Consider the following 25,804-nt stretch of genomic DNA (forward strand, 5'->3'; position numbering starts at 1 on the left):
CACGATGCGGAATCCTGTGACCATGTCTCGCGATCACGTCCGGCCGGCCGAGCGCCCCACCACCGCGGGCGCCTCCGGGGTGCCCGAGAGCAGCGCGGAGGCCCCGTACCTGGAGCTGCTGGCCCGCGACGCCTCGGTGGAGGCGTACGAACAGCCGGCGCTGCTCGCCCGTGCGGAGGGAGCGCCGCCCGACCGGATCGCCGCCCTGGAGCACGCCAAGCTGCTCGCCCTGCGGGTGCGTTCGGAACTGGAAGGGCGACGGCGGCGCGAGGCGGAACTGTCGGCGCTCTTCGAGACCGCCCACGACCTGGCAGGCCTCAGGGACCTGGACGCCGTCCTCCAGGCGATCGTGCAGCGCGCCCGCTCCCTGCTCGGCACGGACATCGCCTACCTCAGCCTCAACGACCCGGGACGCGGCGACACCTACATGCGCGTGACCGAGGGCTCGGTCTCCGCCCGCTTCCAGCAGCTGCGCCTCGGCATGGGCGAGGGGCTCGGCGGACTCGTCGCCCAGACCGCGCGACCGTACGTCACCGACGACTACTTCCAGGACGGCCGCTTCCAGCACACCCTCACCATCGACGCCGGAGTCCGCGACGAGGGCCTGGTCGCCATCCTCGGCGTGCCGCTGATGCTCGGTCCGCACGTCATCGGCGTCCTCTTCGCCGCCGACCGGCGGGCCCGCGTCTTCGAACGCGAGCAGATCGCCCTGCTCGGCTCCTTCGCCGCGCTCGCCGCGGCCGCCATCGACACCGCCAACCTGCTCACCGAGACCCGCGCGGCCCTGGCCGGACTGGAGCACGCCAACGAGATCATCCGGGACCGCAGCGCCGTCATCGAGCGCGCTTCCGACGTGCACGACCGGCTCGCCGAACTCGTGCTGCGCGGCGGCGGGGTGCAAGACGTGGCCGCGGCCGTCTCCCAAGTCCTCGACGGAACAGTCGAGTTCAGTGAGGCCGGTACGGCACCGGCCGAGCCCCTGGAGGCGTCCCGTGCCGAGGGGCACGCCGTGCGGCACGGCGGCGACTGGATCGCCGCGGTGACCGCGGGCGGTGAACTCCTCGGCGCGCTGGTACTGCGCGGCCACCCCGGCCTCGACCCGGTCGACCAGCGCACCCTGGAGCGCGCGGCGATGGTCACGTCGCTGCTCCTGCTGGCCCGCCGCTCCGCCTCCGAGGCCGAACAGCGTGTGCGGGGCGAACTGCTGGACGACCTCCTGGACGCCCGCGACCGGGATCCGCGCCTGCTGCGCGAACGCGCCGCACGGCTGCACGCGGACCTGGACGCCACCCATGTCGTCCTCGCGACCCGCCTCGACGGCCCGGCGGCCGACGCCGACGAGGAGGCCGCCGCCCGCCGCCGTCTGTGGTCCGCCGCCTCCCACCTCGCCGCCACCCGGCAGGGCCTGGCCGCGGCCCGCGACGGCGGCACGGTCCTGCTGCTCCCGCTCGCCGTCGGCGACACCGCCACGGACGTGGCCCGCCGCACCGCCCGCCACCTCGGCACGGCCGTCCACCAGCCCGTCACGGTCGGCGCCTCCGCCCCCGTCACCGACCTCGCCGCCCACCCCGACACCGTGGCCGCCGCCTACGCCGAGGGCCGCCGCTGCCTGGACGCGCTGCATCTCCTCGGCCGTGACGGAGACGGCGCGGCGGCCGAGGACTTCGGCTTCCTCGGGCTGCTCCTCGCGGGCGAACGGGACATCGGCGGCTTCGTCGACCGCACCATCGGCCCGGTGGTGGCCTACGACGAGCGCCGCGGCACGGAGCTGCTGCGCACCCTGGACGCGTACTTCGCCTGCGGACTGAGCCCGGCCCGCACCAAGGACACCCTCCACGTGCACGTGAACACGGTCGCCCAGCGGCTGGAGCGGGTGGGCCGCCTCCTGGGCGAGGACTGGCAGAGCCCCGCCCGCGCCCTGGAGATCCAACTGGCCCTGCGCCTGCACCGGTTGGCGTCACCTGGACGCCACTGACCGGCCCCACGCGGGGGCCGGTCAGTGGTTCGAGCCGTCGCGCCGGTCAGACCGTCCGGGCGTCGGCCGCCGCGCTCACGGCGGTCTGATCGCCGTCCCCGGCCTCCACCTGGGCGAGATCCCGGTGCCGGGTCTCCCGGGCCACACCCACCGCGATCAGCGTCAGCACGGCGGCCGCGATCACGTACAGGGCGATCGGGGTGGAGCTGTCGTAGTCGGCGAGCAGCGCGGTGGCGATGAGCGGGGCGGGCGCGCCGGCCGCCACCGAGGCGAACTGGGCACCGATGGAGGCACCGGAATACCGCATCCGGGTGGCGAACATCTCGGCGAAGAACGCGGCTTGGGGTGCGTACATGGCGCCGTGCAGCACCAGCCCGACCGTCACGGCGAGCACCAGGTACCCGAAGGTGCCGGTGTCGACGAGCGAGAAGAACGGGAACATCCACAGACCCACGCCGGCCGCGCCCAGCAGGTACACGGGCCGCCGTCCGACCCGGTCGGAGAGCGCGCCCCAGGCCGGGATCACCGCGAAGTGCACGGCGGAGCCGATGAGGACGGCGTTGAGCGCGGTCTGCTTCGAGACGCCGGCGGACGTGGTGGCGTACACGAGGATGAAGGCGGTGATGACGTAGTAGCTGATGTTCTCCGCCATGCGGGCGCCCATCGCGACGAGCACGTCCCGCCAGTGGTGCCGCAGCACGGAGACGATCGGCGGTTTCTCCGCCGCACCGGTCCGCCGCGACTCGGCCCGCTCCAACGCCTCCTTGAAGACAGGCGATTCATCGACGGAGAGACGTATCCACAAACCGACGATCACCAGGACACCGGAGAGCAGGAACGGGATCCGCCAGCCCCAGGCGCCGAAGGCGTCGTCCGAGAGCACGGCGGTGAGCAGCGACAGCACACCGGTCGCCAGCAACTGCCCGGCGGGCGCCCCCGTCTGCGGCCACGCGGCCCAGAATCCGCGCCGCCGTGCGTCCCCGTGCTCGGACACCAGCAGCACGGCGCCACCCCACTCACCACCGAGCGCGAACCCCTGCACCAGACGCAGCACGGTCAGCAGCACCGGCGCGGCGGAACCGACGGACGCGTGCGTCGGCAGCAGCCCGATCGCGAAGGTCGCCCCTCCCATCAGCAGCAGGCTCAGCACCAGCAGCTTCTTGCGCCCCAGCCGGTCACCGTAGTGCCCGAACACGAGCGCCCCCAGCGGGCGGGCCGCGAACCCGACGGCGTACGTCAGGAACGACAGCAGCGTCCCGACCAGCGGATCGGAGTCCGGGAAGAACAGCTTGTTGAACACCAGCGCGGCGGCGGAGCCGTACAGGAAGAAGTCGTACCACTCGATGGTGGTGCCGATGAGGCTGGCGGCGACGATACGGGGGAGGCTGGCGGGGGGTGGGGGAGCGGGTGCTGCTGCGGAGGCCATGTGCGCCACTTCCTCGTGTGCGGTGGGGACGGGTACGTGTCGGCACACCGTAGGAAGAGGCAGGTCAGGGGCACATGTGGTGGGGCAACATAGTTCAGGGGTTGGTTATGCGTGTGGCCACCATGCCAGGTCACGGAAGGGCGGTTCAGGTGCTCCAAGGCGGTCGAAACGAGTGCCGTGCCACGACGGCGTGAGCACACCCTGGTGAGGTACCCCGCGACCGTCCTCCTCGAGCGCTCGTTCCGTCACGGGCCGATGTGGACGTAGGCCCCCCAGTTGAACACTGCCAGGGGATGTTGCGCCCGCATCGCGCGGACTGCACGGTGCAGGGCGGCCGCCGGGTCGAGGGGGTTCTGGCGCGACAGGCCCTCGTACACCCGGTCGGCGACGACCGGTGCCTGGGCGTCGTCGATGGGCCAGAGCGTGCCGATGACGTGCTGGAAGCCGGCGAGTTGGACCGCAGCTGCGAAACTGATCGCTTCGTCCGCCAGGACGACACCGCCGCGCGAGGTCTCGCAGGCGGACAGGAATGCCAGTCCGGCGTGGGGCAGCCGAAGGTCCGCGATGTCCCACAGTGCCAGTGGGCCGTCGTGCAGCATGAGCGCGCCGAGCGAGGGCCGGCCGATGTCCTGCCGACCGTGACAGGCGAAGTGCGCCCAGGTGCAGTTTGTGAGTGCCGTCGTGACGGCTGGACCGGTCGCGGCGGGGCCGGTGAGGAGTTGGGCGTCCGGGTGGCGCCGGTGCAAGTCACGGGCCTCGTCGACCGCGGCGGGGAGGTCCGGCAGGTCCGGTGTCGTGGGCAGGGAGACGATGAGGCCGCCTCCGCCGTGCGGGGCCGGGGGCGCGGGGCGCTCACGGGTGAGGAGCAGGACGCGCAGGGTCGGGGTGTAGGAGGAGATCACCCGGTCCAGGACCGTGTCCGGTTGGCCGTCGGGAAGGTCGTAGTTTCCTGCGGCGTGGATCGGCAGGAGGGTGAAGAGGCCGGTGGGGCACCACCACAGGCGTGGCCATGGGCCGCCTGGAGGGACCGGTTCGCCGCTGCCCAGTGCATCGAGCACCGGCTTGGTGACCGTCTTCCACAGCCAGGTCAGGCTGTCCAGGAACGTGTCGTACACCTTGAGCGGCGAGGGTTCGTTGCCGAGGACGTCCAGGAAGTCGACCGTCCGCTCGGCAAGGTGCCGGACCTCTACGTCGAGGGACACCACCTTCACGTCGGCCTCGGTCAGCAGGAGAGCCGCGTACGCACTGGCGACGAGAAGCACTACCGGTCCGCGCGCGGCGCTCGCCCGGAGCATGGCGAAGGACGGTGCCCGCAGGAACCGGTCCTGCCCTGGCAGGGCACGGATCTCGGCGAGCAGTTCGTCCCGTTGTCCTGCGAGGTCCGCGCGTCGGCTGTGCGCGTGCCGCCGCTCGTCGGTTTCCCGGACGGTGAAGTCCGACGGCCCGTCGGACAGCCGCTCCAGCTCTTCGAGGACCTGCGCGAGCCGGTCGGCGAGGTGCGGTGCCTGGGCGCGCAGTTCCCGGGTGTCGGTGCGGGTCTCCATGGCCTGGGAGAGCAGGATGCCGCGGCCCTGCTCGAGCAGTTCCACGGCGCGTTCCTTCTGCCCGGCGCGCACCGCGCAGGCTGCCGCGTCGGTCACCAGGCTCGGGAACTTCGCGATCAGGTTCTCTCGGTCCGGACGCTCCAGGCCGCGCCAGACGGCCAGCTCCAGTTGCTCCAAGGCGACGGCGTAGGAGTCGGTCGCCGTGGTGAAGTCCAGGTCGTCGGCGGCGGTGGCGCCCGCGAGGGAAGCGGCCAGCGCGCGGTCGCCGACTGGCGCGGTGGGAACGGCAGCGGCCGCGCGCAGTGTCGCAACGGCCCGGGCGCGTCCGGCGCTGTCCTCTTTGCCTGCGGACAGGTCTCGCAGTGCGATTCCCAGGCTGGTCAGGATGCCGGTGCGATCGGGATGGCCGTCTGGGAGCAGTTGGTCAGCCTCGCGGAGCAGCGCCACGGCCTTGACGAGGGCAGCAGGCTTCTCGAAATGCTTGGCGTAGGCGCTCAGCGCTTCGGCGGCACCTCTCAGTAGTCCCGGTCGCAGGTAGTCGGGGACCGTGCCGGCTTTGAGGGCTGAGCTGCTTGCCTCGACGGCGGTGGTCAGGTCACGCGGGTCCTGGCCCTGTGCGAAGCGTGTGAGCAGCACACTGGCCAGGAGGTTCTGGCATCCCGGGCGGTCGGGATGGTTGCCGGGGACGAGGGCCAGGGCCTTGTCCAGCACGGCGACCGCCGCGTCGTAGCGGTCGTCCCCGAACACATCTCGACCGGCTTGGCCGGTGATGACGGCCGCCAGGTTCACCAGTCGGCTCGGCAGGTCAGGATGCTCTTCCGGAGTGATGCGCACGGCCTCGGCCTGCACCTCGACCGCCTCCTGTGCCGCGTCGGTCTGGGCCGTGCGCTGGTGCCATGTGATCAGCGCCGCACACAGGTTGGTCAGGGCGGCAGCGCGGTCCGCCGAGTCGGCGGGCGCTCCGTACGCCGCCTGGCGGAGGATCTTCACCGCTTGGCCGAGCAGTTGGAGATCGCCGTTGCGTTGGAACTTCCGGATCGCGGCGTGCCCGAAGTTCAGTTGCGCCTTCAGCCGGACCGGATCGTCCTCGGGGATCGCCGGTACCGCTTTCGCGATCACGTGGAGGGCCCGTTCCAGATCCTCCTCGTTGCCCGTGTACTCGTACCTGCGGGTGAAGACGGCTCCGAGCGTGACAAGTGCCTCCGCCGACACCGCGTCCTGCCGCGGGTTCGCGCGCGCCGCGAAGAGGCACCACTCGACTGCGTCGTCAAGCGGTTGTCGATCGCCGGTTGCCTCGGCTTTCTTGAGCAACCTGCCGGCTTCGCCGGCACGCCCCAGGAGCTCACGCTCCGACGGGGTTTCGGCGATCGGGTGGCCGTTGTCGCGGTAGTGGCTGAGCACGACCTCGGGCACCAGGTGCGGGGCGGTCCGAATCAGCAGTGGATAAAGGTACATGGCTCGCTGCATATCGTCCTGCGAGTCGTCGTGCCGACAGCGCCGGTAGTGGAACTCCGCAAGCAGCACGGCCACGTTGAATGCGCGGGCTGTCTCCACCCCGGCGAAGGGTGCGAACCAGTCGAAGGAGTAGAAGAGCCTGTCGGCCAGTTCCTCTGCCTGCTCCCCGCGCAGCACCTCAGGATCGCTGTGCCTGTAGTACTCGTCGAGCCGCCTCTCCATGGAGAACGCGAGATCCTGGATGTTCATGATGCTCCCCGAGCAGTCCCTGAATCGGTGCGGAAGTGTCGTTGGTCCTGTAACGGTTGGCCTCAGGCACTCGGGTGCGTCGGCGCCCGGTGTGCACCTGGCTCGTGGTCGGGCACCTCAGGTGCGCCGATTCGTGGTGCCGCCTACGAGCCTTCGTGGTGCCGGCCATGAATCGCGACGGTGCGCGAGCGGGACCAGGCCGCGAGCGCGGCCGTGCCTGCGACCGCACTGCATACGGCGGCCAGGCAGGACCACAGCGGCAGCACGGGGGCGGCCCCTTGCGAGGTGCCGGCGGCGGATACCGCCAGCCAGCCGAGGCAGGCCCACACGCTTGCGGCGAAAGCGTAGTCGGCCGGGCGAAGACGACGGCCCTCGCGGTGAACGCGCGGCCAGTGCAGGACGGCGGTCGGCAACCACAGGGAAAGCGCGGTCAGCAGGGCGATCAGCGGCGCCTTCAACGGGCCTCTGACAGCGACCTCGTACTGCAGGCTCTGGACGGCTGTGAGGGCGGTGACCAGCGCGCCGAGCAAGGAGGTCTGCAGGAGCGTCAGGTACTCATGCTGCCGGTTCCGGCGGTCGTCCACGGCGGTGCGCGCGGCCGCTGCGGTCTGAGAGGCTCGTTCGCCGGCCGCGGTGAGATACGTTGTCTCGCTCTCGAGCTGTCCGTCGAGCCAGCGGCCCAGTTGCCGGTCGGTCTCCAGCAGCGGTGCGTCGCCCACCGGAGACAGCAGCCCGGTCATGTTCTCCTGTGTGACGCGGACCGTCCGATGCATCGTGCGCAGGGCGGTGAGTGAAGCGATGAGCCCGCTGCCGTCCGCCTGCAGGGTGTGGAGCACGGCGGACGCACGGACGAGCTCGGCGCTGGGCAGGTTCTGCGCCATGAGCATCCTGCCGAGGTCGTCGCAGGCCCTGTCGGCTCGGTCGGTGAGGTCGCGGAGCCGGTGCAGATCGCGGGTGACCGTGGCGGCGGCTTGCCGGAGCCGTGCGGCGTGGCTGAGGTAGCGGGTGAAGGGGACCAGACGCGGGGCGTGGCTCGTCCACAACCAGCGGTCGAGGGCCGCTTCGGCCTCTGGTGGAGCGAGGACGAGCAATCGTCGGTGGGTGAGGCTGCCAGGCAACTCCCACACCGTCTGTCCGTCGGAGAAGGCGGTGGGGGCTCCATGCCAGGGACCGTCCGCCGGGGCGGGCAGCAGGGCTTGGACACTACGGGCGTCGGCCGCGCCGGTGCGGGACGTGAGGCCCAGGTAAAGAGTGGCGCTGCCGATGACGCCCGGGACGGTGATGTCCGCGGCGGTCGCTCGCCATGCCTGCTCCAGACCGGTCCAGGTGGTGTCGGACCGGTTCGGCGCGAGCATCAGCGTGAAGAGGACGGTGTCATGTGTCTGGACGGCGATCGCCTGCTCGATGCCGTCGTGCGTGCCGCTTCCCAGTGCGCGCAGGACATGAAATGCCTCGGTGAGCCGGACCGGCGCTCTCGGCTCGTGCGGGAGGCCGGTGACCGGCTCTGTGATGCCCAGCTCACCCGCCGCGTCCCAGAGTGCGTCGAAGGCGGCCCTGGCCGGCCCGTTCACCTCTTCCGTGGGAAGGAGGGCGTGGACCAGCAGGGCGGGTTTGTCAACGGCCGTCATCGGCGGGAACGGTCTCCTCGTCAGGGGCGATGCGCCGCACGATCCGGTTGATGATCTCAAGAGTGGACGGCGGTGGCGCCTCGGGTTCGTCGAGTCCAGGGCTCAGTGAGCTGCCCACTCGCGTCGGGCCGCACAACCCGACCAGGGCCGTGGCCCGGTGCACCCGGCGCTCGTCCTCTGCCTGCAGGGCGGCCTCGAGCTCCTGCAGGGCTTCCTGCACGCGGGCCCAGCCGGACGGGGTGAGTCGCCAGTGCCGGACGGCGTCCAGCATGTCCATGCGCGTTCTCCTTGCTTCAGGGCCCTGTATGGACGAAGGAGGCCCAGGTATTGGGCAGATCGGGTGCGGCGTCCCTCAGTTGCACGACGGACGCGTGCAGGGCTCGGGCCGAGCCGTCGGAGCGGATGCGGCCGTCCTCGATCAGCTGCGGGTACAGCAGGGCGCTCAGTTGCGCGGCCACTGTGTCCGCGGTCGGCCACAGGGTGCCGATGACGTGACGGAAGCCGGCGAACTGCACCGCGGACGCCAGCGTCATCACCTCGTCGGGGACGGCGACTCCGCCGGTCATCGTGTCGCAGGCGGACAGGAATGCGAATTCGCCATCGTGCCGTTCGGCCTGGGACAGGTCGGTGATCCGCAGCTCGCCGTCGCTGAGGTGTACGGCTCCGGCGGAAGGACGGCCGAGGTGCTGGGTGCCGTGCCCGTTGAGATGGAACCAGCGGTGCGAGCGGAGGGCGGCCAGCACGTTCTCCACCCGGGCCGCGGGGCCGTCGAGCACGGAGCAGCGCCCAGGGCCGAGCAGGTGGGACACGAGGTCCCGTTCGAGGGTGGTGGAGGGCAGGTGGGCCATGCCGGGAGTGTCGGGCCTGACGATCAGGAAGGGGTCGTCGCGGTCGTCCGCCGTGATGGGCCGCTCGCGGGAACGGATGAGGGTGCTCAGAGTCGGGGTGTAGGAGGAAACGGCGCGGTCCAGTACGGTTTCGCGGTTCTGGGCGCCGTGGTGGCCCGCCGCGTGCAGGGGCAGCAGGGACATCAGGCCGACGGGGCACCACCACAGGCGGGGCAGCGTGTCCGATCCGGCTTCGGTGTAACCGAGTTCGGCGAGGACCGGGCCGGCGAAGGCGTCCCACAGCCAGCCCAGCACGCCCGACAGCTCCTCCTCCCGGCGCAGGATGTCGGCGAGGTCCTGGTCGTCCCCCGGGCCGTGCGCGGCGATGAGGAATGCCGCGACGTTTGCCGCGACTTCTTCCACGGTGACGTCGAGGGGGACGGGTGTGACTCCGTCCGGGCGGACGACGAGGGCGTCGCAGCGTGGGTGGACGCTGCCCACCACGACGACCGGGCCCGCGGCGGCGGCACGCACAAGGTGCCCGGCGGGGGGCGTACGCAGGAAGGACTCGAAGCCGGGTACGCGGCGGGCCTGAGCGAGGCCGGCCTCCCACTCCCGGGCCAGCGCCATGCGCTGTTCGCGGGCCGCGGAGCCCTCGCCACCGTCCGCGGAACGGACTTCCAGGCTGCGCAGCCCGGTGCGCGCCGCGGTGAGGCGGTCGGCTGCCTCGGGGGCAGCGGCACGCAAGGCGGTGAGGTCCGATCGCAGCTCCAGTCGCTGGGACCAGATCACGGTCCGGCCCTGCTCGACCAGTTCCAGGGCCAGCTCCGCGTCCCCGTTGGCGACGGCGCAGGCCGCGGCCGTACCGAGCAGGCCGTTCTGTGAGCCCAGGGCCCGTTCACGGCTGTCCTCTTCGACGCCACGCCAGGCTGCCTCGGGCAGGAGGTCGATGGCGAGTTCATAGGCGCGCAGAGCTGCCGTGCTGTCGCCCAGTGCGGTCCAGCAGCACGATGCCCAGCTCCCGGCGGCGGAGAGCCGGTAATAGGAGGCCGATGTGTCCGACTGCGCGACCTGGCGGTACGCATCGGCCGCCGCGGCTGCGTCCTCGGGCCGTTGTGTACGGGTGTGCCGATCCGACAGCGCGTGTCCCAGGGTCATCAGGAGCACGGCACGATCGTCCTGGCGGGGGGTCAGCGCCACGGCGGAGCGCAGCAGCTCGACACATCGGTCGAGGTCTCCCGTCGCGCCCTCCCCCTCTGTGCTTCTGCTCCTGACGAGCAGTGCGTTGGCCAGGGTGACGGCACTGTCCGCGGTGCCGGCCGAGCCTGCTCCAGGGTGCTCCAGGACGCGTTCGGACAAGGTGATCGCGAAGCGCAGGTCCGCGTCGTCTCTCGTCAGCTCGTGCCGTTTGCGCAGCACCTTCGCCAATGCCGTGGCAACGGTCGGCCAGGTGGTACTGCCCATGGGGGTCGTGGTGAGCGCCTCGCCGAGCAGAGTGATCGCATGGTCCAGGTCAGCGGGGTCCTGCGTCATCCAGTGACGTATGCGCAGGAGGTCGCCTTCGGTCCGCAGGAGCATCGCGCGGTCGGGGTGGTCGGTGGACAGGCAGCGCTCGGCCACCTCCGCAGTGCGTACAGCCTCGTCGATGTCGCTCGACGAGCCCGTCTCGATCGCTCTGCTCCGTAGTGAGGTGCTGAGGTTGAGCAGACACATGGTCCGGTCGACGTCGCCGGTCGCGAGACCCACGGCTTCTCGGCCGAGCCGCACGGCCTCGTCCAGGTCGGGCCGCCCGCCCAGGCGGTGGAAGCGGGTGCGCATCACCATTCCGAGGTGACAGACGGCGCGGCAGTGGTCCTCATGGCCTCGGGGGATCGAATCGAAAGCGCGCTGGGCCGTTTCGGTCAGTTCCGTGAGGATGTCCTCCCCGCCCTGGTCGTCGTGGTACGCGATCAGGACGGAGGTGAGGTGGACAAGGGCAGCGGGGCTCGCCGCGCTGTCGTCGGACGCCGCCTTCCGTGCGTGTTCGACGGCTTCGATCAGGTCCTGGCGGCCGCCGTTCTGCTCGAAGCGGGTACGGAGGTGGCGGCTCAGGGCCAGGTGGAGAACGCTCGAACCTGCCTGGTCGGTGTGCGGGGCCCGCGCTGCTTCGGCCAGGTCGGGCATCACCAACCGCATGTACTCGTCGGTTAGTTGAGCCGGCTCGTTCTCCGCCTCGACCGGGCGTAGCAAGACATCCTGGAGGAGACCGATCGCCTCGTCGAGGTCGGTCACGGTGCCGTACCGGGCATGGCGTCGTGCCAGCGCCCTGCTCAGGTTTGCCGCGGCGGCCGTCCTGACGTGACCGTTGTCGTCATGGTGGGCGAGGGCGGCACGGAACGCCGTGACGGCTTCATCGTGACGGTCACGGTCGAGGTGCTGGTCAGGGACCGCCATGAGGGCGGAACCGAGGCTGTTGAGCAGTGACGGCCTGGTGGGGTGAGCGAGATCGAGAAGGTCCAGGGTGGCTCGCAGCAGATCGGCCGCCTCGTCCGCCCACTGGTGTTCACCCGTGCGCAGGGACTGTGTGGTCAGGGAGTTGGCTTGGACGGATACGCAGATGGGACGGTGAGAGTGTTCCGGGCCGGCGTGCCGAAGCGCCTCACGCCCCGCCTCCAGGGCCTGGGCCAGGTCCGCTTCGCGGCCGAACCGTTCGTAACCGGTTCTGAGTTCCCGCGCCAGGTAGGCGAGGGCGAGTGAGTGGCAGGGGTGCCCGGGAGGCATGAAGTCCCGGCTGAGGCCGTCGAGCTTGGCCAGCAACGCTTCGTGGTCCTCGACTGTCACCACACCTCGTCGCAGCGCGTCGACCATGGTGGTCAGGGCGGAGGCGGCCGCTTCCGCTTCCATACGCGCGGACTCCTCCGGATCGACCTCCCTGGAGAACAACTGGTGCAGTTCCGGGGGCGCGAAACGCGGGTCCAGCCTGTAGAGGTCTTGGAAGAGCTGCGTGGCTTCCAGGGCTTCCGCGGTGAGCCGCTCGTCCTGGTCCGACGCCTTGAACCGTTCCCAGTGGACGGTGGCGATCACATGCACCACCCGAACGCGGTCCAGGTCGTCCCCGGGGAGGGCGTTGCCGGCCCGGTGCGCTGCACGAATGTCGTCGAGGGTCGCCGGATCGAGGATGGTTGCGCGGTCGCCGTGTTCCTTCCAGGCGGACAACCTACGGACCAGGCGGAGCATCACTTCATCCAACAAGGGGCGGCTCCGGGGTTGGTGCGGACGGCTGGATGACAGTCAGGCGGGTGCCGCGCCGAGCGAGGAACGGCAGGGGATCGGGCGGGATGGCCGTCGAGCCGGGGTCGGTGGCGTAGACGGCGTCGAGGGCGCGTACGGCGAGGTTGCGCATGGCGGGGGTGTGCGGTCCGGCGATCAGCCCGGCCAGTGTCCGCGCGGCGTCCTCCTTGCGTTCGGCGCGCAGCAGGGCGAACGCAAGGAGGATTTCGAGCACGGGCAGCATCTCCGGGGCGACTTGCTCGCCGAGGGCCACAGCGGCTTCGGCCTCGGGGACCGCCTGGTCGTGGTGGCCCAGCTCGCTGAGGGCCTGCCCCAGATTGGTGAGCAGGCACAAGCGCAGGGGGGTGTTGTCCTGCGGGCACGCGGCGAGTGCCCGCTTCAGGAGCGGGTGTGAGCGGGGCCAGTCCCGGCGGTTCATCGAGTGCATCCAGCCCGTGGTGTCCCCGTACTCCAGGCAGTCGGTCACCCGGGCGCCGTCGGGCCACGTGCTGCGGTAGCCGAGACGGAACGCCCGCCAGTCCGGAGGCGTGAGCGAAGGCAGTAGTGAGGCGATGTCCGAGGAGCACTGGCCGACGGTGGGTGTATGAGTGAGCCGACGCATGTCGTGATCGGCTGACACAGCGACGCCTCGCTGTGTGTCGATGCGGAAGCTGTCCGGACGCACGGCGCCATGCAGTACGCCTTGGCGGTGGAGGTGCGCCAGAATCCGGCCGATGTGGAAGGCACGCCTGCCGTCTTCCTCCTGAGGCTGTGACAGACGGGCATGGACCGCCTGCGGAGGCTCCGCCTCCGTGTCGCCCTCCTCCGTCCACAGGGCGGCGAACTCGAGGAAATCCCCGCGCACCGGCCGAGAGCGGACCATCGACCTGTCCGCAGCGGCAGCCGACCAGTGTTCTGTCAGGAGACGGCCGAGTACGTCGGGGCACCCCAGCAGGCAGGGGAATTCACTGTCGGGTAACCAGGTCCACGGACGGATCTCGTGGTCGGTGAGGCCGGCAAGGGGTACGGCACCACAGTCGCCGACGGATTCCACGAGGGTCAGCAGTCGGTCGCCGGAGCCTCTCGCGGTGCTCGGCCATTCCGGCAGCTCGGGACACCCGGGTGCGAGGACGATGCCGCCTTCGTCCCGCGCTCGGCGCACCGCGGACAGGAAATCCTCCAGGCGGACCGTATCCGCGACCGGTACGTGGACCACCGACGATCCGATCGTCAGCGTGGTTCGGTCAGGCAGGAATCCGTGAATGGTGCGCCCCCCGTCTCTCACCCGGTCGAGTGAGAAACCCCCTTTCTCGCAACTTTACTGACATACCGTCGCCCCGACAAGGAGGCGTTCTCTGCACGCATCCTGAGATCGGCTTGGGTCGTCTCATGTGATCAGGACTGCCACATCACCGATTCGCGGTGTGTCGAGGAGGGCTTCGTGGTGGCCCGCACCGGCTGTGTGGGCCGGGACGGTTTCCCCTCCGGTCACGGGCTTGCCGGCGGACTTCGGCCCGTGTCCGGTGAGGATCGTGGTGGTGCGCTGGGCGAAGCCCAGGTCCATGGCAAGGGGGACGGTCCGGGCCTGTCTCTGTGCGCTGCCCGTGAAGGCGGGGTGGGGGAGTTGTCGTATCTGGTCCACGCGCGTAGCGGATCCTGTCGGGACTGAGGTTGCCTCGTGTGTGTATCTCCAACCCCCCACGCCCTATGGAGACTTCATGCACCCCGCCGATTTCGGCCTGCCTGCCACTGCCCTGACCCTGAGCGGAACAGGTGCCGCCGCAGGCCCTGACTGAGCCTGCCGCACCGCCCTCTGGCCTCCGGCGCCGATGGTCCGCCGGAGTACTCGAACAGCTCGAAGTCGGAGAACGCGCCGGCCCGCGGATGCAGTGTCCGCGAGGGCCGCGGTCGGCATGCCCTGAGCCCCCCTCGGACCTCGTTCGGGGATTGGCGCTTTGCCGTCACCGTCATCTGGATGGTGATGGCATGTTCATGTCATCCATGGCAGCCTCTCTCCAACCGCCGCACGAGCACGACAACATCCACAACCGTCCCGGTCGGCCCCATACCGACCTGACGTTTCCCCCCACAAAAGGAGCTTGTGTGACCTCCCGTGACACACGCCACCGGCGTACCGCCTTGGCCGCGGCCACAGCCGTCGCCGCCACCACGGCACTTCTGAGCACCGCGCTCACCACCACGGCCACCGCCCGGCCCACCGCCGGTCCCGCCCGCCTCGCCGCAGCCCCCGTCACGCTGTCGGCGGACGCCCGTACGGGGCTGATCCGGCAGGCGCAGGCCGACGCGGACCGGACCGCGCAGCACATAGGTCTCGGCGCCAAGGAGAAGCTGGTCGTCAAGGACGTCGTGAAGGATGTGGACGGCACCGTCCACACCCGCTACGAGCGCACGTATGCGGGCCTGCCGGTGCTCGGCGGCGACCTGGTCGTCCACACCGCCAGGTCCGGCAGGACCGAGGGCATCTCCACCGCCACGAAGGCGAAGCTGAAGCCTGCCTCGCTCACACCGCGGATCGCCCCCGCCAAGGCCGAGAAGCAGGCCCTGGGCCTGGCCAAGGCGGCGGGGTCCGCGAAGACTGCCGCGGACCAGGCTCTGCGCAAGGTCATCTGGGCGGTGAGCGGCAGGCCCGTCCTCGCCTACGAGACGGTCGTCGGCGGCCTGCAGGACGACGGAACCCCGAACCGGTTGCACGTCGTCACCGACGCCGCCACCGGCAAGAAGCTCTTCCAGTACCAGGGCATAGAGACCGGCGTCGGCAACACCCACTACAGCGGCAAGGTGGACCTGTCGACGACGCAGTCGGGCTCGTCCTACACCCTCACCGACGCCTCGCGCGGCGGTCACAAGACCTACAACCTCGATCACGGATCCTCTGGCACCGGCACGCTGTTCTCCCAGTCCAGCGACACCTGGGGCGACGGAACGGCGTCGAACGCGGCGACCGCCGCCGCGGACGCCGCCTATGGGGCGCAGGAGACCTGGGACTTCTACAAGAAGGCCTTCGGCCGCAGCGGCATCAAGAACGACGGCGTGGGTGCGTACTCCCGCGTGCACTACGGCAAGTCGTACGTGAACGCGTTCTGGGACGACAGCTGCTTCTGCATGACCTACGGCGACGGCGAGGGCGACAAGGACCCGCTGACCGCGCTCGACGTGGCCGGGCACGAGATGAGCCACGGTGTCACGTCCAACACCGCCGGGCTGGAGTACACCGGTGAGTCCGGCGGTCTGAACGAGGCGACCAGCGACATCATGGGCACCGGCGTGGAGTTCTACGCCGACAACTCGTCCGACCCGGGTGACTACCTCATCGGCGAGAAGATCAACATCAACGGCGACGGCAAGCCGCTGCGCTACATGGACAAGCCCAGCAAGGACGGCGGCTCCGCCGACTACTGGTCCTCCAGCGTGGGCGGCCTGGACGTGCACTACTCGTCCGGCGTCGCCAACCACTTCTTCTACCTGCTGTCCGAGGGCAGCGGCGCGAAGACGATCAACGGCGTGAGCTACGACTCGCCCACCCAGGACGGCTCCAAGGTCACCGGCATCGGCCGGGAAAAGGCGCTGCAGATCTGGTACAAGGCGCTGACCTCGTACTTCACCTCGACGACCGACTACAAGGGCGCCCGCGCCGGCACCCTCAAGGCGGCATCCGACCTGTACGGTGCCTCGAGCACCGAGTACAAGACGGTCGAGGCCGCCTGGTCCGCAGTCAACGTGAGCTGATCCCCAAGGGCCAGGGGCGGCAGCCGGGCTCCCGGGTGCCGCCCCTGGCCCTCGACGTCATTGCCGGTACCGCACCGAGTGGCCTGCCCGGGGTGTGTGCTCCCAGGCGTGGTCAGCCGCCTCGCGCCGGATCAGGGTGCGGGGCCGCGCCCTCGTCGACGGGCAGTGCGACGGGCTCCTCCACCGGCTGTGCGAATGCCTTGGCGGAGACCGCGTCGGCACCGTGTTCTCCACGCGTCCCACGCGCGGCCGGCGCCGGACTCACGCGACGCAGAGCCAGATGCAGCGCCGGTATCAGCACGCAGGTGACCGCGGCGGACTGCCACAGAAGCGCGTCGAGCCGGCCCGCCGCCAGATACGCGCCCGCTGCCACTGCCGCCACCGCACACACGCCGCGGTCCACGATGCTCTCCACCGACAGCAGCGTGGCACGCGGGGCCCCCTTCGGGATGGCGTCGTTGATGAGCTTGCGCTGCACCGGATAGCCGAACCCGGTGATCGCGGCGAACGCACACAGCAGCCCGACCACGGCCCAGGGGCCGCCGACAGTGGTGCCGGCGAGTGCGGCGGCGAGCGCGACGCTCAGCAGGGACACCCAGGCCGCGGGCGACAGCCGCCGGCTCAGCCACTGGGGCCGGGCGGAGGTCACCGCCTCGGCGACCGTCATCGCCGCGAGGACACTGCCGTGGCTGCCCTCTGCGATGCTGTGCTCGAGCAACACCGGCTGGAACAGATTGACCTGACAGATCCTTGACAGCGTGAAGACTGCCACGCCCTGCACCATGAGCAGGGCCAGCCACGGTGACGACGAAACGGTGCGCAGGGCGGCGCCCGTGTCCCGCAGCAGAGCTCCCCTCCGTCGCCCACGGGTGCTCGCCCCCGTGTCGCCGGCGGCGATCCGGGGCAGGGCGAGGGCGCAGCCGAGCGAGCCCGCCGCGCTCGCCGCGCTGAGCAGGTACGGCGACTGGTGGGCCACGGACATCAGCGGTCCGACGAGCGGCCAGCAGACGACCTTGGCGGCGAGCCCGAGGGCACGCGCCGTTCCCTCCGCCCTGAGGTAGTGGGCGTCCGCTCCTTCGGCGCGCAAGCCGTCGTACAGGCAGGCGCTCGCCGCGCCCGAGGTCAGGGAGCGCCCGGCGGCGATCGCCAGGAAGTGCACGAGGAAGCCCGTGTACGAGGGCGCCAGCACGGGCACCATGTTCGCCGCCGTCATGACCACCGCGCCCGCGCGCAGGCAGTTGCGGGCACCGACGCGGTCGGCGACGACTCCCGTGGGTATCTCGAACAGGCAGAAGGCGACGTAGTAGATGCTCTGGATGCCGAAGATCTGGCCGTCCGACAGACCCGCGGCACGCTGGTAGGCGTAGAACACGGGCATCCACCACAACAGGTTGAACAACAGCTGGAACCCGTTGTTGAGGCGGACGATGCGGCGGGCGGCCGGGGTCATGGCCGGATCCGCGGAGCGGCGCCACACAGAAGTCATGGAGCGCCTCACCGGGCGTACGGGCGGACCTGGACCAGATGGAACGCCCCCTCGGCAGTCATGAGCCACTCGATGTCCAGCGCGTCGTCGGGGTCTCCGGCGCTGAAGTGGGACTGCAGCAGACGCCCCACCAGGGCCAGTTCGCCCAGTGACGTGCGGGTGCCCGACGGGAGGTCCGCACCCGACGAGCCGACGTCCACGGTGCGCCCGCCGCCCTCGACCGTGTTGTACAGGTACTGGTGGGGCAGGACCTTGCCGTCGACCACCCGCTCCGGCGAACCGGCCGTGCAGTTGACGTACACGTTGCGGAAGTCCTCGCGCCGGGTCGGATTGCAGGTCACCAGCACACCCCCGAGACCGGCGGGCACGTACTGCTGGATGATCACTCCCATGTAGGTGTCGTCCAGCACGATGCCGGCCTCGTGCCGCAGACGTACGCTCCGTGGCGACAGCAACGACGCCCACACCTGCCGCACCGCGTCCAGCAACTGCTCCGCACCGCGCACGGTGGTCACCGAGTCGTAGATCCCGGCCGCCGAGAAACCGGGCAGGTCCTCGGCGTTGGAGGACGAGCGCACCACGAGACGACGTCCGTCGGCCAGCAGACCCGGCACCGCGCCGGTGACGGCCCGAGCCACCTCGTCGGGGATCGGCGTGCTGTGCATCAGGCGCTGCAGGTCCAGACAGAGGGAGTCGATCACGTCGAGCGCTTCGAGTTCGAGCGCCATCTTCAGCTTGCCGATGCCCTGCTGCAGAGCGGCCGAGGAGGTCAGGAAGAGATGGTGCAGGCGGAACGGGAGCGCCACCCCCTCGGGTGCCCGGACGGTGGCCGCCACGCGTTCGGCCGCCGCGGCCTGCAGCCGTTCCACGGGCGCTGCCGGCTCGCCGAGCCGCAGGGCCAGGTGGGTGAGCAGATCGGGCCGCGGCGGGCGCGGGCGTGCGTAGAACGCGGTCAGGTCGGCCGTGCGGCTGTCCAGGACATGGTGCAGTTCGCCGAGGTTGGCGGCCTTGGTGCCGTAGCTGTCGCGGTCGGCGCGCCGCAGCCGGTGCAGAGCCATGATCGGCGCCTCGTCCAGCAGGGGTGCGTCGATGCGGATGCGCTGCTGGTGCCAGACCGGCCTCTCCAGGGCCGGGGCGTCGGACAGCCGCTCCAGGGTGATGGCGTCCTCGGACACCCGGTAGCGGACCCATGCGCCGTCCAGTCCGTCGCGCCGCACGAGAGCGTCCAGGTCGCGGACGATGGCGTTCGGGATGCCCCAGCCCGACGCCAGGACGTTGGTGTGCGAAAGCGGCGTCGTGGGCTCCGTGTTGACGAATCCCGCCACCCGGGGCACGTCATCGGGCAGGCAGGCCATCGCGACGATGTCCGCCCAGCCGAGCTGTGGGGCGGCGCTGCGGTACTCCGCCAGATCGCGGAAGCAGCGCAGTCGGCCTTCGGCCACGCCCGGGTTGAGGCAGGTCCGGGTCCGGTTGCCGAACAGCTCCTGGCTGAGGATGCGAGGTACGCGTGCCTCACTGACCGAGGCGAGTTCGTGCTCCTGCCCGTGGTTCGCCGGTTTCAGCAGCAGGGGAAGCCGTCCGTCCACCCTTGCGCGAACGTAGTGGTGGAACTCCTCCAGCAGCGCGGCGTGCATGGTGTCCGCCTCGGTCGTCTCCAGGACCAGGAAGGGCCGCTCGGAACCATCGGCGTCCTCGTCGCTGTGCAGGGACAGCACCCCGAGCAGGAAGCGGCGGTCAGGTGCCATGTACACGGATTCGTTGAACGCGTCCAGGGCCGCGTCGAGTTCGTCCGTCCTCATGCCGAGGATGCGCGTGGCGATGTAGTCGACGTGGAAGGGGTGCACCCGGGTGTCGAGCAGGTGCCAGGTGTCCTCGCACCTGTCCACCACGACCTTCAGGTACGGGTGTCCGGCGAGCACGCCGGACAGCGTGCGGAACAACGGCAGCGAGAGGTTGACGCCGACGACGGTACGATCGCCCGCCGTGTCGGGGATGTCGGCCGTGTGCGGTGCGTGGGTCATGGCCGGGCCCCTTCGGTGGCGTCCGTGGGCAGGATGCGCGGCAGCGCGTCGACCAGGGCGGTGAAGTCACTGACGACGGACTGCGGCCGGTCCGCCGACAACAGGCACAGGCCCGCCATGGTGTTGGCTCCGGCGGCAGGCTCGTAGACCGGCACGGGGGCCCCGTCCGGCAGGGAGCTCTCACGGACGACGGACAGCGTGCTGCCGGCGCTGACCGGCGCGGAACGGACGACCGCCGAGGCGTCCCATCGATGGCGGCGGGGCCAAGGCGTGCCGTCGCCCTGCACGGCGAGGACCACCAGCGATCCGGCCGCGCCCGTGGCATCCTCGGGTGTCAACGCCCGTGCGGGCCAGACGGGTGAGCCGCCGAGCAACTGGTCGGTGAACATGCCGACCAGATCCAGGCCGAAGACCTCCTCGATCTGCGGCACCGTCATCGCCCCGCCGAACCGCGCGGCCGTCTCGATGACCCACATACGGCCTTCCCTGCCCAGCTTGATCTCCGTGTGGGTGCCGCAGTTCTCCAGCCCCAGGGCATCCACGGCGTGCCGGGCGAGGTCCACGATGGTGTGCTGGGCCTCGATTCCGACGGCGGCCGGGGTGATACCGGCGCGCTCGGTGAAGGGCGCCACCGTCGGCATCCGCCCGCTCAGGCAGACGGGACGGAATTCCCCGTCGACGACCACACCCTCGACGCTGACGTAGTCACCCCAGCCGGGGCCGTCGAACCACTCCTCGGCACATCCACTGACGATCTCCTCGACGATGAAGTCCTCCGAGGCGCCGGGGACGTGCAGTTCCGCGAATCCGAGGAGTGCGGACTCGGCCATCACCGCGCGCGACCGCTGCCAGGCGGCCGGCGCGTCCGAGGGCCGCTCGATGATCTGGTGCGCGGTCGAGCCGGCGCTCCAGGCCGCCTTCAAAAGAAGTGGACATGACAATTCATTGGTCGCGCGCTCCAGTTCGGCCGCGCCGGCGACGGCGCGGAACCGCGGCTGCGGTATGCCGCGGCGCTCCCACGCGGCGCGCATCAGGCGTTTGTCGCGTGCGAGGGCGGCGGCGGGACCGGCACCCCTCAGCCCGAGCTGCCGGGACGCCTCGGCGACCGCGACCACCGCGTACTCCGAGAAGGTGAGCACGGCGTCCGCCCCCACCTCGCGGGCTCGGGCGGTGATGAGCTCGACCAGGTCGCCGGCGCGGGCGTCAAGGGGTGTGACGACCGACGCGCACAGCCTCGCAGCGTCAGCGGCCACGGGGGCGGGCAGTTCGCTGAGCGCCAGTAGGTGCACCACGGACCTCGCGGCCACCCGCGTCAGGGCATGGCCCACCGGCGGGCCGCCCTTGGCATGCACGTACAGCACCTTGTTCACGGAAGTCCAACTCCTTCGGTGTCGTCGGGCGGCCACCGGGCCGCCCACGCCGTCTCCTTCAAGCGAACCAGCACCTGCCCGCGTCCGAGGCGCCGCGATTCCCGAAGCACTCAGGCAAATGCCTTACTGCTGCCGCCGGTCCGTGTCAGGTGAAGGTGTGGTGATGCGCTAGCGCCGCCGACGCACAGCACGGAGCGTCCGCCCCGCTCGCATGCCCCCTCCCCTACGGGATACGCATGAGGTGTCACCCAAAGTGATGTGGTGCAGGGTTGAAGGAGTTTGACGTGGACGAAGCTGATTTCAAGGCGTTGCTCGCGCCTCTTGCGGTGTCCTGGTGGGAGGCCGACAGCGGTCTGGGCGTGGTCGACAGCGGGGGCGCCGCGTTCGACGACCGGCGCGCCACCCGCCGGTTCCTCGAGGCCCTCCACGCGGACGGCGGCCCGTCCGGCGCGTCCGGCTGCGTCCCGTACCGTGCGTCTTTCGAGGGCAGAACCTTCCACGTCCACTGGCCGGAACTCGGCGGCGGGCCGGGACGGCACGGCAGCAGGGGAGTGGCGATCGAGGTGGTCGACCGGCCGGACGACGACCCGTACGCCACGTTCGCCGACCTCGCCCCGGCCGCGGCATTCGTGCGCGACGCCACGGGCCGTTACCTGTGGGCCAACCATGCCTATGCCCACCTGTACGGCACCACGCGCGACGCCGTGATCGGCCGTCACCTCGCCGACGTCGACGAAGCTGGTGACATCACCCGGTTCCTCGCCCTCGACCAGGAGGTCCTGACGCGCGGCCGGCCGGTACGGCACACCCTCACCTACCGGCGCGTCGACGGCTGCCCGGGCCGTGCGGCGGGCTACCGCTTCCCCGTCCGCTGGGGCGCGGCCCGCTGTATCGCGGGCATCTACGTCGACGTCACCGACTACGCCCAGGTGCTGGACCAACGACACCAGGCCGAGGCCGACTTACAGGCCCTGCGCGACCACAGCGGACTGCTCTGCGTCCGTCTGACCCCGGACGGCCGGGTCAGCGAGGCCGGCACCGTGGTCGCCGATGTCCTGCGCATCCGGCTCTCCGATCTGATAGGTCTGCCGGCCGACACCCTGCTCGCCAGGACACCCGAACGCAGCGCCCTGCACCGGGTCTGGGACGACCTGATCAGCGGCCGGCGCCGAAGCGCCCGCACCTGTGCCGTACTCGTCGACCGGGACGGCCGGCGGCGCCGGGCCCGAATCCATCTGAGCACCGTGTGCGGTACGACCCCCGGTGTGTCCGGCGTATGGGCCGTCGGCACTCACCTCGGCCTGCCCCATCAGGCCCGACCGGACCTGACGGCCGCCCAGGTCCGCATACTCGCCCTGCTCGCGGCCGGGCACAGCAACGCGGACATCGCGGCGAAGCTGCGCCTGTCCCGGCAGACGGTGGACTACCACCTGAGCCGCTTGCGCGCCCTGCTCGACGCCGCCACCCGCCCGGCGCTGGTCGCCCGGGCCTACGTGCTCGGCATCCTCTCACCACAGACCTGGCCGCCCCGGTCCGCGACGGCGGCACACCCCGCAAGCCCGGTCTGAACGCTCCGCTCCCGTCCGGGCACCGCCCGAAGGCGGACGGACCCGATCCGGACCCGCGCCCGAGTCAGGGCCGCTCCGTCCCGGGAGGCGGCCGCCTGACGGCCCGTCACCCCTCCCAAGGGCGCCAGCCGTCCTCGTCGTCGCTCCGCCACAGGGCGATCCCGCGCTCGCGCAGCGCCGCGCGCAGTTCGTGCGGTGCCAGCCAGGAATGGAGCGGGCCGTCATACCCAGTCGGCGGGTGACCGGCAGCCCGCCGCACTCCCCGCTCACGGTGACCGTGAAGCGGCCCGCCTCGTCGCCGGCCCGGCCGACGAGCCACGACGCCGCACGCACGAGCGGGGTCCAGTGCCGGGTGGCGCGGGGCCGCCCGGTGCGGGCTCGCAGCGCGGCGAAGAGTCCCAAAGCCCGGTTGACGACGGTGAATTCGGTACCGGCCTAGGGTTGTTCCGGGTGGTGCGATCCCGGCGGCATGCCGCCGCGGCGGCCCGAGAATCGAAGGTGAACCGGACCAGGGGGAGGGGCGGGAGCCGTGGCCGCAGAGGTGTCGGGGACCTTCGAGTACAGGATCACGCACATCGTCAGCAAGGAGGGCGGTCACCACCACACGCGGACGCTCGCCCTCACCAACGACGACGCGGGCCGTCTGGAGCGTTTCGAGCAACACAGGAACGAGGCCCACGCGACGTGCGACCACTGCGGCGCTCGACTCCTGGTGGCGCTCCCGTCGTTCGCCGAAGTGCGTGCTGAGCGCCGCAGGCACGGGTTGTTGTGGAAGGTGTGCGCGCCGGCGACGGTCCTCAGCGGCTACGGCCTTTTCCACGTGACCCGCACCGCCACGAGCACGGGTTACGGGCCTGAAATCGCCTTCGTCGTGACCGTGGCCGCGACGCTGTTCTTCGCGTACCGCACGCTGATCAGCGGAATGCTCTCGCGCAGCAACGGAGGGCCCGACGTCACACGCGTCGACTGCCGGGAACGCGGAAACGTTCGGCACGGCTGGACCTACGTGACAGCCATCGAGGATTCGTGACGCGGTCGGGCGGTCCGGTCGGTTCCCGTCCCCGTACCGGCTCAGGCCGTGGCGTCCTCGTACTGGCCGAGAAAGCGGAATCGGCCGCCGGACGCCCGGAAGAGGTACAGCGCCTTCACGGTGTAGCCGGTGCTCGACGACGTGTAGCGCAGTCTCTTGGTGATCCCGCGGTAGTCGATGTCGCGCAGCCGTCCCACGATCGTGCCGCGTGCCGCGCCGGACGCGCCCGGTGTCGTCATCGCGCGGCCCACGAAGAGCGCCGCGTCGTAGGCCTCGGCGGAGTACCAGGGCGGGGCGGTGCCGAAGCGTTCGCGGTAGGCGGTGACGAAGGACTTCGCGGCCGTCACACGCGTCGGATCGAGGAAGGCGGTGGCGAAGACCCATCCCTCGGCGGCGTTGCCCGCCGAGGCGAGGAAGCGGGGGTCGAGAGCGCGCTCGGTGGCCAGTCGCACACCCGAGTAGCCGGCGCCGCGCAGCGCGAGCGCCAGTTTCGCGGCGCGCGCATGTCCACCGGCGAACACCACCGCGTCCGCTTCCGCGTCGACCACAGACTCCGCGAGGGCACGGAAGCCGTCGGCGCTGTCGTCCTCGGCGGCGAGGGTACGCCGGGTCGTCGCGTGGTGCCCGGAGCGCATGGCGTCACCGACCGATGCGCAGATGTTCCAGCTGAAGTCTCCCTCGGCCGCGTCGTCGATCAGCACCGTCCTGCGGGCCCGGGCGGTGCGGACGAGGTACGCGACCAGGGGCGCCGCCAGGTTGCGGTCGGGGGGCCGGGTGGCCGCGTAGGTCCGGTACGTCACCCCTTCGAGCCCGACCGACACGGAGACCAAGGGCAGCAGTGCCTTCTGGTACTCGGCGACAACGGCCTCGGCGCAGGCGTCGGTGGTCGGCCCGATCACTGCGCGGACCCGTTTGTCGGCCGCGAGTCGCCGCGCGATCCGTCGCGCCCGGGTCGGGCTGCCCGCGTCGTCGTGCACCTGGAGCGCGAGGTCGAAGCCGCGGTCGCTGCGGGAGTTGAGATGGTCGACGGCGAGCCGGACACCGTTCTCCTGGGCGAGTCCTGCCGCCTTGTGCCCTCCCGTCAGATCGGCGTGCAGGGCGACCACCGTGCGCGGAAGCCGGGTGCCGCCGCCGCGCGTCGATACACGACCGGGGCGGTCCGCCGTCCACCAGGCCGTCGTCGCGCCCGCCGCCAGAACCCCGGCGGCCGGGCCCAGCACCAGGAAGCGGCGTCGGGTGGCGCCCTTCGGCGGCACCTCCGAGTCGGCCACGGTGTCGATGCCGGGCGGAGCGCCGGACACCTCGGTCGCCTCGACGGCGGGCAGGGCGAGAGCGGCGGTCGAACGGCGCGCGATCAGCCGGGTGGACGATTCGGGCAACCAGCCCCCGCCCGAGCCGTCCCGGTCGTCGGGCTCCGTCCCGTCCAGGGCTCGCCGGATGTCGGCCACGGGGGGCCGGGAGCCCGGCTCCTTGGCCAGACAGTTCCGCAGCAACGGCAGCAGCGGTGCCGGTACGCCGTCCAGCTCGGGTTCGTCGTGGACCGTACGCACCAGCGCCTCGGCCGCGGAGCCCCGGCCGAAGGGGCGTTCGCCCGTCGCGGCGAATGCCAGCAGACAGCCGAGCGAGAAGACGTCGCTGGCCGGCCCGATCTCCCTGCCCCGTCCCTGGGCCTGTTCGGGGGAGAGGAATCCGGGGGAGCCGACCACCATCCCGCTGGCGGTGAGCGCGGTGTCCTCCGGCATCCGGGCGATACCGAAGTCGATCATCCGCGGTCCGTCGACCGCCAGCAGCACATTGCCCGGCTTGACGTCCCGGTGCACCAGACCTGCCCCGTGCACGGCCTCCAGCGCCTCGGCGAGGCGGGCCCCCAGGAACCGCACCGAGCGGTACGGCAGCGGCCCGCCCGCCTCGACCGTCTCCGCCAGTGAGGGGCCCGGCACGAACGCAGTGGCGAGCCACGGCGACTCCGCGTCCGGGTCCGCGTCGAGCAGCGGTACGACCCAGGGGCTGGTGACCCGGCCCGCCGTCTCCACCTCACGGCGGAAACGGGCCCGGAAACCCGGATCGTCCGCATGGGCGGGGCGTATGACCTTCACAGCGGCCAGTGAGCCCGAGCCGGAGCGGGCCAGGTACACCACGCCCATGCCGCCCGCGCCCAGCCGGCGCAGCAGCCGGTAGCCCGCGATCCCGGCCGGGTCGGCGCCGCGCAACGGCTCCATCAGCGCCCCA

15 protein-coding genes are annotated in these 25,804 nt (G+C 71.1%); 4 read left to right on the top strand and 11 right to left on the bottom strand.

The annotated features are described in order from the left end of the window. Positions 1–22 precede the first annotated feature (22 nt). Entirely contained in the window at positions 23–1,975 is a 1,953-nt protein-coding gene (locus FB157_RS16365; protein ID WP_186581536.1) for a GAF domain-containing protein, read from the top strand. A 46-nt stretch (positions 1,976–2,021) separates the two neighbouring features. Here the strand turns inward: FB157_RS16365 and FB157_RS16370 are convergent, their stop codons facing one another. The 7 genes from FB157_RS16370 to FB157_RS16400 all read right to left on the bottom strand — a co-directional run bounded on the left by FB157_RS16370 (position 2,022) and on the right by FB157_RS16400 (position 13,995). Beyond that, the gene (locus tag FB157_RS16370; RefSeq protein WP_145880283.1) at positions 2,022–3,401 is read right to left on the bottom strand and encodes an MFS transporter; all 1,380 of its coding nucleotides are present in this window, start codon (positions 3,399–3,401) and stop codon (positions 2,022–2,024) included. Positions 3,402–3,646: 245 nt separating this feature from the next. Further along, positions 3,647–6,649 carry a CHAT domain-containing protein gene (locus FB157_RS16375; RefSeq protein ID WP_145880285.1) on the bottom strand — a complete coding sequence of 1,001 codons (3,003 nt, stop codon included), beginning with the start codon at positions 6,647–6,649 and terminating at the stop codon, positions 3,647–3,649. Between the two features lie 143 nt (positions 6,650–6,792). Next, entirely contained in the window at positions 6,793–8,277 is a 1,485-nt protein-coding gene (locus FB157_RS16380; protein ID WP_145880287.1) for a CATRA conflict system CASPASE/TPR repeat-associated protein, read from the bottom strand. Then, on the bottom strand, positions 8,264–8,554 hold the full coding sequence (locus FB157_RS16385; protein WP_145880289.1) for a CATRA system-associated protein: 291 nt from the start codon (positions 8,552–8,554) through the stop codon (positions 8,264–8,266). The genes FB157_RS16380 and FB157_RS16385 overlap by 14 nt, the downstream gene beginning before the upstream one ends. A gap of 16 nt (positions 8,555–8,570) precedes the next feature. Next, the gene (locus FB157_RS16390; protein ID WP_145880291.1) at positions 8,571–12,335 is read right to left on the bottom strand and encodes a CHAT domain-containing protein; all 3,765 of its coding nucleotides are present in this window, start codon (positions 12,333–12,335) and stop codon (positions 8,571–8,573) included. After that, positions 12,325–13,569 carry a hypothetical protein gene (locus tag FB157_RS16395; RefSeq protein ID WP_145880293.1) on the bottom strand — a complete coding sequence of 415 codons (1,245 nt, stop codon included), beginning with the start codon at positions 13,567–13,569 and terminating at the stop codon, positions 12,325–12,327. Before FB157_RS16395 ends, FB157_RS16390 begins: the two co-directional genes overlap by 11 nt. A gap of 171 nt (positions 13,570–13,740) precedes the next feature. Next, positions 13,741–13,995 (bottom strand): hypothetical protein, encoded by a 255-nt coding sequence (locus FB157_RS16400; RefSeq protein ID WP_145880295.1) that lies wholly within the window; start codon positions 13,993–13,995, stop codon positions 13,741–13,743. A gap of 461 nt (positions 13,996–14,456) precedes the next feature. Between FB157_RS16400 and FB157_RS16405 the strand changes: the two genes are divergently transcribed. Next, on the top strand, positions 14,457–16,100 hold the full coding sequence (locus tag FB157_RS16405; protein ID WP_261386335.1) for a M4 family metallopeptidase: 1,644 nt from the start codon (positions 14,457–14,459) through the stop codon (positions 16,098–16,100). Between the two features lie 112 nt (positions 16,101–16,212). Here FB157_RS16405 and FB157_RS16410 read toward each other — a convergent pair whose 3' ends face one another. The 3 genes from FB157_RS16410 to FB157_RS16420 are packed head-to-tail and all read right to left on the bottom strand — an operon-like array spanning position 16,213 to position 20,977. After that, complete coding sequence (locus FB157_RS16410) at positions 16,213–17,586, bottom strand: MFS transporter (RefSeq protein ID WP_145880299.1); 1,374 nt, start codon at positions 17,584–17,586, stop codon at positions 16,213–16,215. Between the two features lie 8 nt (positions 17,587–17,594). Continuing rightward, positions 17,595–19,607: a PEP/pyruvate-binding domain-containing protein gene (locus FB157_RS16415; RefSeq protein ID WP_145880301.1), complete on the bottom strand. Its 2,013-nt coding sequence runs from the start codon at positions 19,605–19,607 to the stop codon at positions 17,595–17,597. Further along, positions 19,604–20,977 (bottom strand): acetyl-CoA carboxylase biotin carboxylase subunit family protein, encoded by a 1,374-nt coding sequence (locus tag FB157_RS16420; protein ID WP_145880303.1) that lies wholly within the window; start codon positions 20,975–20,977, stop codon positions 19,604–19,606. Before FB157_RS16420 ends, FB157_RS16415 begins: the two co-directional genes overlap by 4 nt. Positions 20,978–21,261: 284 nt before the next feature. Here FB157_RS16420 and FB157_RS16425 point away from each other — a divergent pair, with 284 nt between their 5' ends. After that, positions 21,262–22,545, top strand: a complete 1,284-nt coding sequence (locus FB157_RS16425; protein WP_145880305.1) for a PAS domain-containing protein — start codon at positions 21,262–21,264, stop codon at positions 22,543–22,545. 529 nt (positions 22,546–23,074) lie between these two features. Then, positions 23,075–23,575 (top strand): hypothetical protein, encoded by a 501-nt coding sequence (locus FB157_RS16430; protein ID WP_145880307.1) that lies wholly within the window; start codon positions 23,075–23,077, stop codon positions 23,573–23,575. A 41-nt stretch (positions 23,576–23,616) separates the two neighbouring features. On the opposite strand, the gene FB157_RS16435 is transcribed toward FB157_RS16430, so the two are convergent. Continuing rightward, a complete protein-coding gene (locus tag FB157_RS16435) occupies positions 23,617–25,794 on the bottom strand; it encodes a bifunctional serine/threonine-protein kinase/ABC transporter substrate-binding protein (RefSeq protein WP_145880309.1) in 2,178 nt (725 codons plus the stop codon). Positions 25,795–25,804 lie beyond the last annotated feature (10 nt).

It is taken from the genome of Streptomyces sp. BK340 (assembly GCF_007827595.1).
GTDB lineage: Bacteria > Actinomycetota > Actinomycetes > Streptomycetales > Streptomycetaceae > Streptomyces.